We start from the raw sequence: 16,366 nt of genomic DNA, 5'->3' as shown, positions 1-16,366 counted from the left end.
TCTGGGCACGGCCGCACCTCGGTGCCGGCCCGACGGCGGACCGTGGTGTGATGCCGCCATGAGCCGCGCCGTGGAGGACAGCAACCGGCGGATGCTTCGCGCCCGGGACGCCATGGACCGGTCGTACTCCCAGCCGCTCGACATACCCAGCCTGGCCCGGATCGCCCACGTCTCCGAGGCGCACTTCATCCGGACGTTCCGGGCGACGTTCGGCGAGACGCCGCACCGCTACCTCCAGCGCCGTCGGGTCGAGCGGGCGATGTTCCTGCTCCAGGCGACCGAACGCAGCGTGACCGAGATCTGCTTCGCCGTAGGGTTCACGAGCCTCGGGACGTTCAGTCGGACGTTCCGCGACATCGTGGGTGAGTCGCCATCGACCTATCGGCGCCGTCCCGGGATCGCGGCGGTCCCCACCTGCTTCGCAATGGCGTGGATGAGACCGAGCAGTTTCGGAGAAGCGCCCGGCCAGGAGGGCTGAGTAGCGTCAGACCCATGTTGAACGCAATTACGCACTCGCAGATCTTCGTCCTCGACCAGGACGAGGCCCTTGAGTTCTACGTCGGCAAGCTTGGCCTGGAGGTCAACACCGACGCCGACCTGGGCTTCATGCGCTGGCTGACCGTGAACGTCCCGGGCGACCCCGGCCGTCAGATCCTGCTGGAGAAGCCCGGGCCGCCCGCGATGGACGCGGCGACCGCGGAACAGGTCCGGGAGCTCGTGTCGAAGGGCGCGACCGGTGGCACCCTCTTCTTCACCACCGAGGACGCTCACAAGACCTACGAGACCCTGAAGTCCCGTGGCGTCGAACTCACCGAGGAGCCGACCGAGCGCCCCTACGGGATCGACTTCGGGCTCCGGGACCCCTTCGGCAACCACGTCCGGATCGCTCAGCCAGCGCCCCAGCCCAAGTAGCTACTGACGCCGGACCCGCGGGCGCGACCCTCGTCGCTGCGACGTGTCGAAGCCTGCGGGTCCGGAACACACCACCCGCCACGATCGGTGCCGGTCGGCACGGGTCGTGGCGGGTCAGCTACAGCCGGGGGTCGGGTCGGCTACTTGTCGAGCGCGTCCGTCGCCGTGGTGTCGTCGGCCGCGGCCTGGTCCTCGCGCACCGAGTCGAGCCGGGCGTGCGCGATCACCGAGTGCAGGGACCGCAGTACGGCGCCAGCTTCCGCGCCCCAGCTCGACAGGTAGGAGAACTGCCACCACCACAGGGCCTCGTCGATCCGGCCGGCCCGGTGGTGCTTGAGGCCGTGGACGAGCGCCGCGGCGATTCCGGCGAGATCGTCGGAGAGGCGGCCGTTGAGGAGCTCCGGCGGCTGGCTGTAGGGGTCGAAGATCTCGGTGTAGTGGTCGATGTCGACCAGGAGGTAGCCGAGCCGCTCCCGCAGCTCGTCGAGGTCGGGGTCGGGCCCGGCGTCGGGCTCGAACCTCTCGACCGGCACCACGTCGGTGATCGCGCCGAGGCGGCCGCCCGCGAGCATGAGCTGGCTCACCTCGAGCAGCAGCATGGGCACGGCGGTCGCCTGCTTCTCGGCCCGCGCGATCTCCCGCAGGGCGATCAGGAAGCTCTCGACCTGGTCGGCGATCTCCTGCGCGAAGTCCTCGACATCGCTCGCCGGAGCGTCATCGACCCTCGTGTCAGCTGTCATGTCATCGTCCCCCGGGTTGGTCGTTGCCTGCGGGTTTCCAGTCACATCATCGGCGGCACGACGGGGCGCGCCCACGGTCGTCGCGTCGAAGCGCTCGCCCTGCTCAGGCATCGAGCAGCCTCCTTCCTTCGAACGCCCTGCCGAGGGTGACCTCGTCGGCGTACTCCAGGTCGCCCCCGACCGGCAGCCCACTCGCGAGCCTGGTCACGCGTAGCCCCAGCGGTCCCAGCATGCGCGCGAGGTAGGTCGCGGTCGCCTCCCCCTCGAGGTTAGGGTCGGTCGCCAGGATGACCTCCTGCACGGCGCCGTCGGCGAGGCGCTGCATGAGCTCTCGAACCCGCAGATCGTCGGGTCCGATGCCCTCGATGGGGCTGATCGCGCCGCCGAGGACGTGGTAGCGCCCGCGGAACTCCCTGGTCCGCTCGATCGCCACGACGTCCTTCGGTTCCTCCACCACACAGATGACGGAGAGGTCACGGCGCGTGTCGCGACAGATGCGGCAGCGTTCCTCCTCGGCGACGTTGCCGCATTCCTCGCAGAAGCGCATCTTCTCCTTGACCTGGACCAACACCTCGGCCAGCCGACGCACGTCGATCGGGTCAGCCGCGAGGAGGTGGAACGCGATCCGCTGGGCACTCTTCGGCCCGATCCCGGGCAACCGGCCGAGCTCGTCGATGAGGTCCTGGACCACGCCCTCGTACACGCGTACCTCTGCTCTCCGCCCGCGGTGTGGGCTCTAGCTCCCGGGCAGGCCGAGGCCGCCGGGCATGCCGCCCAGGCCCTGGGCCAAAGGTCCCAGCTTCTGCGAGGCCAGGTCTCGTGCGTTGTTGGCAGCGTCACGCACCGCGGCGACCACCAGGTCGGCCAGTGTCTCGGTGTCGTCGGGGTCGACCGCCTCGGGTTTGATCTCGATGCCCTGGAGTTCGCCCACGCCGTTGACGGTCGCGGTCACCAGACCGCCCCCGGAGGTGCCCTTGACCGGGGTCTGGGCGAGTTCCTCCTGAGCGGACATGAGGTCCTGCTGCATCTGCTGCGCCTGCTGGAGTAGCTGCTGCATGTCGGGCGTTCCGCCAGGGAACACGGTGATCTCCCTCATCCTCGGCCGCGGAGTTTCCGTCCCGCCACAGATCCAGGTCAGATCATCTCTGGGGCGGACTTACCGGCGTAGGTCGAGCCTACGATGCCGCACCCCCCGAAGGGATGCCGGACCCCCGAGGAGACAGGGCCCACGAAGCGCGCGGTTGCGCCGCCGGGTCGACGCCGGGATCTTGTCCACAGCTGACCCATGGGCGGGGTTGTCCACGTCGTCCCGCGAGGGCCCTCGCCGCCGCGGACGAGATCAAACATGGACGCCACCCGGGGCGACGACCGGCCCCGCTCATCCGTCCGGAGGACCCGATGACCCGATCCATCCGACCCGCCGTCACCACCGCCGCCCGCTTCGCGGTCGCCTCCGGCGCGGTGTCCCTGCTCGTCGCCGCCGTCAGTCCGCCGGTGCTGGCGGCGACCTCCGGGCACGCCCACCACAGCCTGGCCGCCGGCGGTCCGCAGGCGACGGCGGCGACCGGCGCCGCGGGCCGTTCGGTGGGCACGGCCGACGACGACACGCGACGGCGGCCCCTCGACGGCTTCCTGATCGAGGCCCTGCCCGCCGGTGTCGGGCCGCTCGTCACCGACTTCGCCTACGAGTGGGAGGAGGTCTCCCATCGCAGCCGGGTGTGGGAGAGCGGCCCGGACCACGAGGGTGCCTACCGCGTCGACATGAGCATCGCCGTGCTGCGCGGTGAGTCGCTCACCGATCGGGAGTCCCTGCGCTCCTATCTCGCCGACTACTACGAGCTGGATCCGGCCGACTGGCAGCTCACGCCGTTCGACCCGCACGGACACCCGGGCTACCGCGACCGCGCGGTGGCGTTCTGGCTGCAGAGCCCGGGTGTCGCCATCGTCGTGAAGCTCGACGGCAACCGCTTCAGTGCCGGCGACCTCCTCCGCACCGCCAACAGCATCCGACCGGCCAGGACGGGCTGACCGCGAGCGCCTACTCAGCCGTGCTCGGCCCGCGAGCCGCCGTGGACTCCCGGGCGTCGGCGACCGGGTAGGGCGTGGCCCCCGAGCCGTTCTGGGCGGCGTTGTTCGATACGACGCCGTTCCGGACGGCACCGTTCTGGACGACACGGTTCTGGACGACCGCCTGGGGCAGGCCCGTCGACCCGTTCGGCAGGGCCGTCTCCGGTACGCCCACCGAACTCTTGGAGATGACCACCTCGGGGACGACGACCGAGCCGACCGTGGGCGCACCGTCGTTCCGGCCCGGGTCGCCCACGGGAGGCGCGGCCGGGGCGGTCGCGGCCCCTGCGGCCGGCGCACCCTCGACGACCGGTTGTCGGGTGTACCTCGTCTCCGGCATCCGCAACGCCAGCAGCGGACCGAAGATCAGGATGCCGGCGGTGGCCCCGAAGGCCGCTCCGAACGACATGCTGTCGGCCATCATGCCCGCGGCGAGCGGGCCGAGGATGGAGCCGAGGTCGGCCGACATCTGGAACACCGCCACGACCTGGCCGCCGCGTCCGCGCACGACGTCGCCGATCACGGCGCCCGGTGCCACTCCGAGGTAGGCCGAGCCGGCACCGAAGAGTCCCATCGCGATGAGGAAGGTCGGCAGCGTCGAGGAGAACGTCACCACGAGCGAGGCGGCGATCGCGAGGACGCCGCCGAGGATCATGGCGGGGCGACGTCCCACCGTGTCGGCGAACTTCCCCGCCGAGATGAGCAACGTCGCTTGGACGATCGAGCCGACGAGGAAGCCGATGCCGGTCCAGATCGCGCCGACCTTCAACCCCTCGACGACGAAGAGTGGGACGAGGCTCGAACGGACACCGAAGACCGCCCATCCGGTGCCGAAGTTGGTGACGAGTGCCGCCTGGTAGGCGCGGTTGTGGAGCGCTTCCCGCAGGGTGGTCCGCTCACCGTCGACGTTCTGCGCGCTGAGCCGCTCGTGCAGCGTCGCCTTGGCGAGGAACATCGCCCCGATCACGCCCGCGACCGCGAGGGCACCGCCGTACACGAAGAACGGGAGACGGGGGGTGATCTCGGTCAGCAGGCCGCCGACGACCGGACCCATCAGGCCGCCCACGAGGAATCCACCCTGGAACAACCCGTTGGCCTGGCCGCGACGGTCGGCGTCGACCACGCGCAGCAGGAGCGACACCGCGGAGACCGTGAACATCGCGCTGCCGATGCCACCGACCGAGCGGAGGAGAAGCAACTGGAGATAGGTCTGGGAGAGGCCGGAGATCGCGGTCGATCCGGCGACGAAGAAGATCCCGGTCAACATGACGGCGCGTTCGCCCATCTTGTCGACCAGGCGACCGCTGACGGGAGCGGCCACGAAACGCATCAGGGCGAACGCCGAGATCACCGCGGCGGCGGCAGTGTGCCCAACACCGAAGTCGCGCGCGAACACTGGGAGGGCCGGGGCCACGACCCCGAATCCAACGGCTACGGCGAAGGCGATCGAGGCGAGGACGGAGACCTCGCGAGGCATACCGACGAAAAGATTTGAGGGTCTTCGCACGAATTGCCATAGTCCCATACTGGTAAGGACCTGAACAGGGGTTTGTCACTGACTGGTCAGGCAGGATAACCGGCCTGACCAGGTAACTGACCAGACAGATGACACAGAACGTGGCACCACGGCAACGCACGGGTTTCTCCTACGGAGGACCCGTTCCGAAGGCCCCTTCGCGCGGGCGGCCTGGGCCGTGCGTTCCCCTGCCAGAGCTCCTCCGGCGGCGCCCCTCATCCGTCGGGGCGCATCCGCGGCTCGACCCTCGACGAGCCGGACGCCCTCCGGGGAGCGTCGACCTGCCGGTCGGATAGCTCCGCATCCTCCCGCCCGGACGCGGCGCTCAGTTGGCCGGGAGTTCCTCGATCAGCTCCGCACCGAACTCCCGTCGCAGCAGTTCGGCGTGGGAGGTCGGTGAGTCGGCCAGCGAACCGTCGGTGTCGGGGTCGACGTCCTTGTCGGGGTCGTGCTCGGGCTCGGCCGGGCGCCCAGCGGCGGCCGCGGCGGCCGCGGCCGCTCGGGCACGTCCACTCGGCCGCGTCTGATCGTTGTCCGGACCGCCGGGCGTCGCGGGTGTGACGTCGGACCAACCCTCGGACGAGTTTGCCGAGTGATCCCCCGACCGCTCCACGGTCCCGTTCGCGATGGACGCCCGAGCCGCCGCCGCGCCTCGGGCGAGGGTGACCGAGGGAGCCTCGGTATCCCCGCCTCCGTCATCCCCACCCGCGTCATCCCCGCCTGCGTCATTCCCGTCCACGTCATCCGCGGGAGGCTGCCACCCGGGTCCAGACGGGGCGGGGACGTCCTGCTCCCCCGGGCCAGCCGAAGCCCAGTCAGTCGCCGCGCTGGTCGCCAGACCCGATCCCACCGAGCTGCCATCGGAGGTGGCGCCACCTCGGGCCGCCGGACCGTGGACGCCGTCGGACGAGCCGGCCGCGCCTCCCCCTCCGGAGGACGCCGAGCGGGAGCCGTGATCGGTGGAGCGGTCCGCGAAGTCGCCGGATCCACCCGAGGGGGGACCGCCACCCGTGGTGCCGCCGCCGTTGCCTCCGTGGCTGCCGCCACCGCTACTTCCGTGGCCGCCTCCACCGGAGCTGCCGCCACTACCGCCCGGGGCGCCACCACCGGCGGTCGGGTCGACGATCGACTCGATCCGCCAGTCGACGCCCAGCACCTCCCGCAGCGCCTGGCGCAGCAGCTCGTCGCTGCCGCTTCGGGTGAAGGAGTCGCGGGCGCCGGCGTTGACGAGCGCCACGGTGAGCGTGCCGCCGTGCAGAGCGGCGAGCTGGGCGTTCTGGCTCAGCATCACCCAGCTGAAGCGACGCCGACCCTTCACCGCCTCGAGCACGTCCGGCCACAGGCGGCGTACGTCGGCGATGCCCATGTCGCCTGGTGCGCTCGCCGGTGGTGTGCTCGTCGGTAGTGTGCTCGCCGGTGGTGTGCTCGCCGGTGGTGTGCTCGCCGCAGGTGCGGCGGCGGGTTCGCTCGCGGGCGCACCACCGGAACGAGAAGCGGCCGGGGCCTGGGAACCACGGTCCGCGAGAGGCGTTCCCCAGTCGGCGGCCGCGGACTCGGCAGGCGACGGCGACGAGGCCGAGGCCGCCGCCGAACTGTCACCGAGGTCCTCACCTGCCTGACCGGGGGCAGAACCGGCAGCGGCACCAGCCGCGGGCGCGGCCGGACGCGTGGTCTCGGACTCCTCCTGGGCTGACTCGCCCGTGGACGGGGCGGCGGGCGGCTCCGCGTCGGGTTGGCTCCGCGCGGCGGCGGGTTCCCCCGCTCCTTCCGCGGGAACCCTGGGGCGCGGCGCCCGCTCGTCCCCGGTCGCGCCACCGCGCGGGGACTCCCGGCGTTCCGGCTGAGGTGCGCGCGGACGAGCTGTCTCCGCCGGTCCCGCGTCGGCCACCGGCCGGAGGCCCTCGCCGGCGCCGGTCGCCGGCACGGTGCCGCCGGCGATGGAGAGTCGGCGTTCGAGCCGGTCCAGTCGCGCGTACAGCCCCTGCTCGGAGTCGTCGACCCCGGGCAGCAGGATGCGTGCGCAGATCAGCTCGAGGTGGAGCCGTGGCGCCGTCGCTCCCCGCATCTCCGTGAGGCCCGCGTTGACGAGGTCGGCGGCCCGGGTCAGCTCGGCGGTGCCGAAGCGTGCGGCCTGCGCGGAGAGGCGTTCGGCCTGGTCGGGCGGACCTTCGAGGAGGCCCCGGCCGGCGGCGTCGGGGACGGCCGACATGATCACGAGGTCGCGCAGCCGGCGCAGGAGGTCCTCGGCGAAGCGGCGGGGGTCCTGCCCCGACTCGATCACCTTGTCGACGACGGTGAAGACGCTGCCGCCGTCCCCAGCGGCCAGCGCGTCGATCACCTCGTCGAGCAGCGACTCGTGGGTGTAGCCCAAGAGCCCGACCGCGCGGGCGTAGGTGACGCCCTCCTCGCCGGCACCGCCCATGAGCTGGTCGAGCACCGACAGCGTGTCGCGGACCGAACCACCGCCGGCACGGACGACGAGCGGCAGGGCCGCCGCGTCGACCGAGACGCCCTCGCGGTCGCAGAGGTCGGCGAGATAGTCCTGCAGCACCTTCGGCGGGACCAGCCGGAAGGGGTAGTGATGGGTGCGCGACCGGATGGTGCCGATGACCTTCTCGGGCTCGGTGGTCGCGAAGATGAACTTGAGGTGCTCGGGGGGCTCCTCGACCAGCTTCAGCAGGGCGTTGAAGCCCTGCGTGGTCACCATGTGCGCCTCGTCGACGATGTAGATCTTGAAGCGGGAGGAGACCGGGGAGAAGAACGCGCGTTCGCGCAGGTCGCGGGCGTCGTCGACACCGCCGTGGCTGGCCGCGTCGATCTCGATCACGTCGATGCTGCCCGGGCCACCCCGAGCGAGGTCGAGGCAGCTCTGGCACTTCCCACAGGGTTCGGGCGTCGGCCCAACCTCGCAGTTGAGACAACGCGCCAGGATCCGGGCGCTGGTCGTCTTGCCGCAGCCACGCGGACCCGAGAAGAGGTAGGCGTGGTTGACCCGGTTGTTGCGTAGAGCCTGCTGCAGCGGCTCGGTGACGTGCGCCTGGCCGATGACCTCGGCGAACGTCTGCGGCCGGTATCGACGGTAAAGAGCGAGCGGCGCTTCCACGATAGGGACCCTAGCCCGCTGCACCGACGGTCGCGCATCCCGCGGGCAGGCCCGACGCGGCCGCACCGCGCACGTCTCCGACACCGGTCGGCACCAGAGCGGCGGTGAGATAGAGGACTCCCCGCGCACCCGGTAGAGCTTGCTTACCCTTGCTGCCTTCCGGCCCTGGGGGAGTTGGGCAAGGTACCGCCGCACGGGGAGCCGTGAAGCAGTCTACGCGAGACCGCGGCCTTCGCGCGCACCGGAGCCCGACATGTCGGGCGAGGGGTGCCGGAGGCGACGTACTGTCCGCAAGGCGAGCTTTCGCCGTGACCCGGTTGGCTCGCCCCGGGAGGGAATCAGGTACTCTCTCGCGCGGAGGATTCGCCTAGTTGGCCTATGGCGCACGCTTGGAAAGCGTGTTGGGGGCAACCCCTCGCGGGTTCGAATCCCGCATCCTCCGCCAGCCTCGTCAGGCATGACGTCGGGCCGGTCCCCTTGGGGGCCGGCCCGAGGTCGTTTCCGAACCAGTTTCGTCTCCACGTGCCCGATACGGAACCGCCTCCACGAGCCCCGTACGGTTCCGTCTCCACCACCCCGCTCGAACGTTCCGACGTCCGTACCAACCCGAGGTTCGTTGATGAGGCACTAGGCGACGTCGAGGACAGCCTTGCCGGTCACCTGACGGTTGAGCAGCGCCTCCGCCGCCTCGCCGGCCCGCTCCCAGCCGCCGCGCCAGCCCACTTGCGGGTCGAGCGCGCCGGCGGCCACGAGCGAGGCCAAGTAGGCGAGGTCGGGACCGAAGCCGGTACCGACCGTGAACGCCTCGATCCGGGCGCCCGCGTTGGCAAGTCGAGCGCGCTCGAAGTCGATCGTGGTCGGTTCCAGTGATGCCTTGCCGACGCTCACGGCCAGGCCGCCCGGGGCGAGCAGCGCATAGGCGGCGGCCAACAACGGACCGCCCACGTTGTCGATCACACCGACGAACGGCTCCCGCACACCGTCCAGGCCTCCGGACACCACGTCGGACGCGCCCAACTCCGCCAGCCCCGCGCCGCGCTCTGGCCGGCCGACCGCCGCGACCACCTGCGCTCCGGCACGTGCAGCGAGCTGGACGGCAAACCGGCCCACCCCACCCGACGCCCCGGTGATCAGCACCCGCCGCCCCACGACGGCGCCCAAGCGGCGCAGCGCGCGCAACGCGGTCACTCCGGCCACCGGCAACGCCGCGGCCACGCCGAGGTCCACGCCGTCGGGCAGGACCGCAAGTTCAGTGGTGTCGACGGCGCGCAGCTCGCCCCAGCCGCCGCTCCAGCCGTAGGTGACCACCCGCGCCCCGACCGGCGGGCCGCTCCCGTCGGCGGCCGCGGCCGTCACCATGACCTCACCGAAGTTGAGGGAGGTCGCCGCGATCCGCACCAACACCTGCCGGGGGCCAGGTACTGGATCCGGCGCTTCGCCGAGCCGGAGGCCGTGCCGGACGGCCGGGTCGTACACCAAAGCTCTCATGTTCTCGAGCAACCCCAGGCCGCCGAGTCGCTATTCCGGGCATCGGCTCGATGGCGCTGTGAGATATGACATCGGGTCGGCCCCTGGAGGGGCCGGCCCGATGGTCGTCTTCGCTCGGTCGCCGAGGTCGTTCGTGGACGTCATAGCTCCCGACGCCGCGGCGCCTGGGAACTAAGACGTCCGGGCGGCTACGCCGGGAAGCGGCCGTCACCGCCGGCCGCGAGCGGCTGCTCGCCGTTCGCCTCGTCACCGCTCGGCTCGAGTCCGGGAATGCTGGTTCCCTGCACCACCTCGATGTCGAGCTCGACCTGCACCGTGGTGCCGATGAGGACGGTGCCCGCCCGGATGATCTGGTTATAGCTGATCCCGAAGTCGTCGCGGTTGAGCTGGGCCGTCGCCTTGAACGCGGCCCGCGTTCCGCCGAACGCGTCCGGACCGGCGCCGTGGTAGGCCAGCGCGAGCTGGACCGGGCGCGCCTCTCCGTGCAGGGTCAGCTCGCCGTTCATCGTCCACTTGTCGTCGCCCGCGGGGGTGACGCCGGTGCCGCGGAAGTCGATCGTGGGGTAGCGCTCGACCTCGAGGAAGTCCGAGCTCAGGAGGTGCGCGTCACGCATCTTGACGCTGGTGTCGAGGCTCGCCACCGAGATCGAGGCGTGGACCGAGGACCGTTCGATCGGCTCGGTGACCTCGATCCGCCCGTTCACCTCGGTGAACCGGCCACGGATGTTGGCCATGCCGAGGTGCCGGACGGTGAACCCGATCACGGAGTGCTGCGGGTCGATGGTCCACGGCCCCGGGGGAGGAAGCTCCAGCCCGCCCACCCGGGTGAGCTGGACGACACCGAGCGTGGCCACACCGCTGGCCGGCACGATCGCCGTCCGGGCGGCCGGGGTGTAACCGAGCGCGGTCACGATCGCGGTGTAGGTGCCTGCGGGCACCCCCGCCGCGACGACGGTGCCGTCCTCGCCGGCGCTCACCCGGCCGATCTGCGTGCCGGTCAGGTCGATCACGGTCAGCACCGCGTGTGGAACGGCCCATCCGTCGTTGGTACGGACCTGGGCACTGAGTCCAGTCGTGCTCATCCCTACGTTTCCTCGCTCATCGTCGCACCACTCCATCGGCCCATCTGCGGGCCAGGACAGTCTGACCCGTGGCCGACCCGGCGCGGAGCCGGGTCGGCCGTACGGTCAGGCATCCGGGTAGCGGAGCTCGACGTCGTGCTGGCCCTGGGCACCGGGCTCCACTCGGACCGCGCTCGCCACCGCCGGGTAGCCGCTGGCGATGATGGTGTACTCCCCGGAGGGCAGGTCCTCCAGCGTGTAGGCACCGTCCGCGTCGGTCGTCGTGGTCATGAGCACCGTGCCCGAGCCGTCGACGAAGGTGATCAACGCGTCCCGCACCGGCTGCCCGTTCCCGGACCGTGCGATGCCGGACAGCCGGCCACCGCCCACCAGCTCCAGGTCGAACTGCTCCTCGCCGCCCTGCGGGACGGTGACCGCGGTCGCCACCGGACGGTGGCGGGCGGCGCTGACCACCATGGTGAACATGCCACCGCTCAGACCCTCCAGCGAGTAGCCGCCGTCAGCGCCGGTGACCCCGGCCATGATGACCTCGCCGCGTTCGTCGGTCAGCGTCACGGTCGCGTCGGGCACCGGCGCACCGGTGTCGGCCACGGTGATCGTGCCGAACAACCGGGTTCGGCCGGCGAGCACCAGGTTGACCTCGATCGACCCGCCGTTGGCGGTGATCGTCGACGCCTGCGGGTGGTGGGTGCCCGCCGAGGCGATCAGGACGTACGTGCCGGCCGAGGCGACCGGAACTCCGTAGACGCCGGAGTCATCGCTCACGGCTCGCGCCACCTGGTGGCCGCCGAGGTCGATGAGGGTCAGCGCGGCACCCTTGATGGGGCTGCCGTTTCCGCGGAGAACCCGACCGGTGATCCGGTTGGTCTCCCCTTGCTGCGGCGCGGACGATCCGTTGGTCATCAGTTCGGCTCCTGGCTGGAGTTCTGGCGAACGAAGGATCTGGCTGAGGTTGCCTTCGCCCGCCAGCGCGTGCCGGCCGTTGCCGTTGGCGTGGCCGTTGCTGTGCCCGTGGCCGTTGCTGTGCTCATGGCCGTTGCCGACGGCGAGGGCTCCTTCCGGAGCGCCGGGCGCGGCCGGGTCCTCCACCACCGGGGCGGCGGAACCCGCCTCCTCGGCGGCGAGGGCCGCCATGCCCGACTGCGTACGCAGCGGGATCTCCTTCATGAACAGGAGCAGCAGGAACGCCGCGACGGGCGCGATCGCGGTCACGAGGAACACCAGGTCCATGGAGTTGGAGAACCCCATCTGGAACGGCACGGCGAGCCTCGGGTCGAGGTGCTGGATGAAGGACGAGTCCTGCAGCACGCCGGCCGTACCGCCGCCGCCACCACCGTGCACCAGCGCCAGCACCGGCGCGTTGGCCTTGTCGGCGAGCACCGCGGGGTCGCGCAGCGCGGCCTGGAAGTCGGGCGTACCCGCGACCGTCCGGAAGGCTTCGGTGATCTTGTCGCCGACCGTGCTGAACAGCAGCGACAGGAAGACCGCGGTGCCGAGCGTGCCACCCATCTGGCGGAAGAACATCGACGACGAGCTCGCGACACCCATGTCGCGGGGCGGGACGGCGTTCTGGACGGCCAGCGTGATGGTCTGCATACACAGGCCGAGCCCGAGGCCGACGATCGCCATGTAGATGTCCGTCTGCCACAGCGGCGTGTCCCACTTCACCTGGTGGAACAGCAGCAACCCGCCGGTCATCAGGACCGACCCGATGAGCGGGAAGAGCTTGTAGCGCCCGGTCCGCGCGGTGATCTGGCCGGATGCCAGCGAGGCGAGCATGATGCCGCCCATGAGCGGCAGCATCAGCAGGCCGGCCTTGGTGGGCGAGGCGCCCTTCACGATCTGGAGGTACTGCGGCACCATCGCGATCGCGCCGAACATCGCGACACCGATGAAGAAGCCACCGGAGGAGGTCAGCGAGAAGACCGAGTTGCGGAACAACCGCAGCGGGATCAGCGCGTCGTCCTTCATCCACCGTTCGGCGAAGTAGAAAGCGATCAAGCCGACGCCGCCGATGATGAAGCAGGCCAAGGACTTGCCCGAGCCCCACCCCCAGGCACGGCCCTGTTCCGCCACGATCAGCAGTGGCACGACGCCGATGGCGATCGTGATCGCGCCGAGGAAGTCGATCCGGTGGTTACGACGGGTGTGCGGGATGTGGAGGACGCGGCCGACCACGAGAAGCGCGACGATGCCGATCGGCACGTTGACCAGGAAGACCCAGCGCCAGCCGGCCACGCCGATCAGCTCGGACTGGCCGGCGAAGAACCCGCCGATCACGGGGCCGAGAACGCTGGACGTGGCGAACACGGCCATGAAGTAGCCCTGGTACCGCGACCGCTCGCGCGGCGGCACGATGTCACCGATGATCGCGAAGGCGAGGGACATCAGGCCACCGGCGCCCAGGCCCTGGAAGGCACGGAAGCCAGCGAGTTGGTACATCGACTGCGAGAACGTGCAGGCGAGCGATCCGATCACGAAGAGCGAGATCGCCGTCAGGAAGAGTGGCCGCCGCCCCCAGAGGTCGGACAGTTTGCCGTAGAGCGGGGTGGTGACCGTCGACGTGATGAGGTATGCGGTCGTCGCCCAGGCCTGCTGATCCAGCCCGTGCAGATCATCGGCGATCGTTCGAATCGCCGAGCTGACGATCGTCTGGTCCAGCGCGGCGAGGAACATCCCCAGCAGCAGACCTGTGAGGATCGTGAGGATCTGACCATGACTGAGCTGGCCCGTGGCCCGCTGTGCGGGCGCACCGGCTGGTGCCAGTGTCGCCGTACTCTGCGCCGTGTTACTCATCGGTCCTCTCCGCGTCGCCGCGCTCTTACGGGTTCGTCGAGTAGCGGCTGGTAATCCTCGACATCTGTGTTGAAGCGGTCGAGCATCTCGACCAGCCGGAGCAGGTCGTGCTCCTGCCACGTGTTGAGCATCTGTGCCAGTTGCTCGTCACGCGCTCGTTGGTAGTGCTGGAACAACCGCTCTCCCTCTGCGGTAGGTGCGAGGACACAAGCCCGACCGTCCCGTGGGTCCGGGCGGCGTTCGACCAGCCCCTGCCGGACGAGGAATGCCACCTGTCGACTCACGGTCGACGGGTCGGTACGCGTGACCTCGGCGAGCTCCCCGGTGCGCAGCGGTCCCTGGTCGACCAGGGTCACGACGAGTGCGTCGGCGGCGCGAGCGGCGCCGGGTCCTCCGCGTCGCCACTCTTCCCGGGGTGCCTGGCGCATCAGCCTGAGGATCTGGCGCGAGAGCCGGTCGAACATCTCGAGCCGGGTCTCGTTGGTAGGTTCGACAGCCGAACCGGCCATCGAATCCGCACTCACGCCCACGTCCCCTTGCTTGCGTCATACAACCAATCGACGTCCACTATGCGGGGACCGCTGTTAGTTGGGCAAGCTAATTAACTGTGAGCTGGCGCACACTAGTGCGAAAAATGGCACTTTGCGGGTGACTACACCGCCGCACCACGGGCCATCGAGGGCCTCTAGCCAGGATCTGCGTGACTCTATACCGTCCGGGTGGACCAGGACCAGCCCCTGCGTCCCAGACATTTCTCCCGTCCAGGACTACTCGGTCTCGAACGGGCTCCGGCCGGGCGCTTCCCGGATCATGCCGCCGGCCGGACAGCGCGGCCCCGCCCCCGCGAGGTGGGGACGGGGCCGTTTCGTCGTGCCCCTACGGGAGTTGGGGGTCAAAGCGTGGGGCACGACTCCTGACATCCGGTACGCAGCGTCATCGACGCATCACCTGATCGGCACCGGATGGAGCTCTACGGTCCGGACTTCGACGGCTCGAGCCGCCCTACGTCGCGGCGGTCGCGTAGACGACGAGGTTGTCCTGGTACCCGCCGGCGCCCTTGACGTAGGAACCGGCGCAGGTGATGAGCCGCAGCACCGGAACGTCGCTGGCTCCCCAGATCTGGCGGTAGGGCAGGTCGTCCTTCGGGTAGCGCCCGGACCGCTGGACGACGAAGCGGTGTTCGACCCCGTCCTTGTCGAGGACGGAGACCTCATCGCCGGGCGCGAGTTCGCGGAGCCGCCAGAAGACGTCCTTGCCGTTCTTGGAGTCGACGTGTGCGGCGACGACGGCCGGACCGCGCTCGCCGGGCCTGGGCCCCTTCGTGTACCAACCGGCCTGGTTGGAGTCGTACGCCGGCGTCTCCATCGCGCCGTCGGGCTCGAGCCCGACGCCGACCATGGAGGCGTGCACGTCGATGGCCGGGATGTCGAGGCGGGCCGGATCGGCGACGGACTCCGAGCCGCGTCGGGCGTCGGAGCCGGCTGCCGGCACGCCAGGTGTCGATGCGCCGGGTGTAGATGCGCCGGGTGTCGGTGCGCCCGATGTCGGCGCGGGCAACGCGCCAGGGGCGGTAGGCGCGGAGGTGGGTGCCGCGGGTGGGGCGGCCGAGGAGGTGGCGGACTGCGGAGCGGCGCAGCCGGCCGCCAGGACGATGACCGCGGCGAGGGCGGGCAGGAATCTCAACGGGGTTCCTTCGCGGACGAGTAGCCGGGCGACGCTGTGCGCCGCCCGGCTCCTTCGATGACGTGGACTACGACCGCGCGGCCATGGCGCCGCCGCCGGTGTCGATCCGGGTCGGTGCCGGAACGCTCACACCGTCCGGCTGCTCGCCGATCACGTCGTCGCTCGGCGCGTTGCCGGCGTCGTCTCCGGTGTCATCGCCGGAGTCGTCGCCGGTGTCGGACGACGGGCCCGAGGGCAGCTCCTCGCAGGCGATCCCGTCCTTGTCAGCGTCGAGGTTGTTCGGGTCGGACCGATCCTGGTCGTAGACCCGCTGCGCCTCTTCCTGGGTCTGGAAGTCGTCGCAGTTGTAGTCGTCCGCGGCGTTGGCGACGCCCACGAAGCCCATCAGCACGAGCGCGGAGACGGCCCCAAGTGCCGCCAGCTTTCTGAACACAATCTCCCCTTGGTGGTTGGAAGACCCCCATCTCCCAGACCGGTGAAACCCCCCACGCCAGGCGCCGGTTGCATGCGGTCTGACCGAAGTTCTGACTGCTGACGTGGACACGACCTGGCGGACCACCTAGCGATGCGCCGCCATGGCGCCGCCGCCGGTGTCGATCCGGGTCGGCACCGCGACGTCGTCGTCCGCCCCGTAGTCGCGGGTCGGGTCGTCGTCGGTCGCGTCGTCGTCGCCGAGTTCGGGATCGATTCCGGGGTCGAGCGCCGAGGGCAGCTCCTCGCACGCGATCCCGTCACCGTCAGGGTCCAGCCCCTTCCGGTCGGCTGGACGGTTCATCCCGTCGTAGGCCGACTGCGCCTGTTCCTGCGTACCGAAGCCGCTGCAGTCAGGGCCGTCCTCGGCGTTCGCGACACCGACCAGTCCCACGAGCACGAGCACGGAGGCAGCCCCAGTTGCCGCCAGTGTTCTGAACACGATCTCCCCCTTCATGGCAGGAAGACGTTGTGTCTCCCGCATCATGGACGCCTCGCGCCGTGGGTC

At 70.6% G+C, this 16,366-nt stretch carries 15 protein-coding genes, 1 tRNA gene and 1 other RNA gene; 4 read left to right on the top strand and 13 right to left on the bottom strand.

Annotated features, from left to right (window positions below; translation table 11 throughout):
• The first annotated feature begins 58 nt into the window (after positions 1-58).
• Positions 59-478: a helix-turn-helix domain-containing protein gene (locus HEB94_RS14915; protein WP_192750445.1), complete on the top strand. Its 420-nt coding sequence runs from the start codon at positions 59-61 to the stop codon at positions 476-478.
• Between the two features lie 14 nt (positions 479-492).
• Positions 493-912, top strand: coding sequence for a VOC family protein (locus HEB94_RS14910; protein ID WP_192750444.1), 420 nt, complete (start codon positions 493-495; stop codon positions 910-912).
• 140 nt (positions 913-1,052) lie between these two features.
• On the opposite strand, the gene HEB94_RS14905 is transcribed toward HEB94_RS14910, so the two are convergent.
• Genes HEB94_RS14905 through HEB94_RS14895 form a run of 3 tightly spaced genes read right to left on the bottom strand, consistent with a single transcriptional unit; the run spans position 1,053 to position 2,748 of the window.
• Positions 1,053-1,763, bottom strand: coding sequence for a DUF5063 domain-containing protein (locus HEB94_RS14905; protein ID WP_238361530.1), 711 nt, complete (start codon positions 1,761-1,763; stop codon positions 1,053-1,055).
• A complete protein-coding gene (gene recR, locus HEB94_RS14900) occupies positions 1,756-2,355 on the bottom strand; it encodes a recombination mediator RecR (RefSeq protein ID WP_192750443.1) in 600 nt (199 codons plus the stop codon). Before recR ends, HEB94_RS14905 begins: the two co-directional genes overlap by 8 nt.
• 33 nt (positions 2,356-2,388) lie before the next feature.
• Positions 2,389-2,748: a YbaB/EbfC family nucleoid-associated protein gene (locus HEB94_RS14895; RefSeq protein ID WP_202896355.1), complete on the bottom strand. Its 360-nt coding sequence runs from the start codon at positions 2,746-2,748 to the stop codon at positions 2,389-2,391.
• Between the two features lie 302 nt (positions 2,749-3,050).
• Here HEB94_RS14895 and HEB94_RS14890 point away from each other — a divergent pair, with 302 nt between their 5' ends.
• Complete coding sequence (locus HEB94_RS14890) at positions 3,051-3,680, top strand: hypothetical protein (protein WP_192750442.1); 630 nt, start codon at positions 3,051-3,053, stop codon at positions 3,678-3,680.
• 10 nt (positions 3,681-3,690) lie between these two features.
• On the opposite strand, the gene HEB94_RS14885 is transcribed toward HEB94_RS14890, so the two are convergent.
• The 3 genes from HEB94_RS14885 to ffs form a co-directional block, all read right to left on the bottom strand.
• On the bottom strand, positions 3,691-5,196 hold the full coding sequence (locus tag HEB94_RS14885; protein ID WP_202896354.1) for an MFS transporter: 1,506 nt from the start codon (positions 5,194-5,196) through the stop codon (positions 3,691-3,693).
• Positions 5,197-5,560: 364 nt separating this feature from the next.
• Complete coding sequence (locus HEB94_RS14880; protein WP_192750441.1) at positions 5,561-8,338, bottom strand: DNA polymerase III subunit gamma and tau; 2,778 nt, start codon at positions 8,336-8,338, stop codon at positions 5,561-5,563.
• Positions 8,339-8,447: 109 nt separating this feature from the next.
• Positions 8,448-8,544: signal recognition particle sRNA small type (ffs, locus tag HEB94_RS14875), an RNA gene on the bottom strand.
• Positions 8,545-8,694: 150 nt separating this feature from the next.
• Here ffs and HEB94_RS14870 point away from each other — a divergent pair.
• Positions 8,695-8,783, top strand: a tRNA-Ser gene (locus HEB94_RS14870).
• 182 nt (positions 8,784-8,965) lie between these two features.
• On the opposite strand, the gene HEB94_RS14865 is transcribed toward HEB94_RS14870, so the two are convergent.
• From HEB94_RS14865 to HEB94_RS52445, 7 genes are all read right to left on the bottom strand, one after another.
• Positions 8,966-9,826 carry a zinc-binding dehydrogenase gene (locus HEB94_RS14865; protein WP_192750440.1) on the bottom strand — a complete coding sequence of 287 codons (861 nt, stop codon included), beginning with the start codon at positions 9,824-9,826 and terminating at the stop codon, positions 8,966-8,968.
• Between the two features lie 188 nt (positions 9,827-10,014).
• Complete coding sequence (locus HEB94_RS14860; RefSeq protein WP_192750439.1) at positions 10,015-10,908, bottom strand: YceI family protein; 894 nt, start codon at positions 10,906-10,908, stop codon at positions 10,015-10,017.
• Between the two features lie 105 nt (positions 10,909-11,013).
• Positions 11,014-13,704 (bottom strand): MFS transporter, encoded by a 2,691-nt coding sequence (locus HEB94_RS14855; RefSeq protein ID WP_192750438.1) that lies wholly within the window; start codon positions 13,702-13,704, stop codon positions 11,014-11,016.
• A complete protein-coding gene (locus tag HEB94_RS14850; RefSeq protein WP_192750437.1) occupies positions 13,701-14,228 on the bottom strand; it encodes a MarR family transcriptional regulator in 528 nt (175 codons plus the stop codon). The genes HEB94_RS14855 and HEB94_RS14850 overlap by 4 nt, the downstream gene beginning before the upstream one ends.
• A 478-nt stretch (positions 14,229-14,706) precedes the next feature.
• Positions 14,707-15,387 carry a class F sortase gene (locus HEB94_RS14845; RefSeq protein WP_192750436.1) on the bottom strand — a complete coding sequence of 227 codons (681 nt, stop codon included), beginning with the start codon at positions 15,385-15,387 and terminating at the stop codon, positions 14,707-14,709.
• A 67-nt stretch (positions 15,388-15,454) separates the two neighbouring features.
• The gene (locus HEB94_RS14840; RefSeq protein ID WP_202896353.1) at positions 15,455-15,820 is read right to left on the bottom strand and encodes an excalibur calcium-binding domain-containing protein; all 366 of its coding nucleotides are present in this window, start codon (positions 15,818-15,820) and stop codon (positions 15,455-15,457) included.
• Positions 15,821-15,946: 126 nt separating this feature from the next.
• Positions 15,947-16,300, bottom strand: coding sequence for an excalibur calcium-binding domain-containing protein (locus HEB94_RS52445; protein ID WP_202896352.1), 354 nt, complete (start codon positions 16,298-16,300; stop codon positions 15,947-15,949).
• Positions 16,301-16,366: the final 66 nt, after the last annotated feature.

The organism is Actinopolymorpha pittospori (genome assembly GCF_014873875.1).
Lineage (GTDB): Bacteria > Actinomycetota > Actinomycetes > Propionibacteriales > Actinopolymorphaceae > Actinopolymorpha > Actinopolymorpha pittospori.
This window is presented reverse-complemented; position numbering and strand designations above follow the sequence as displayed.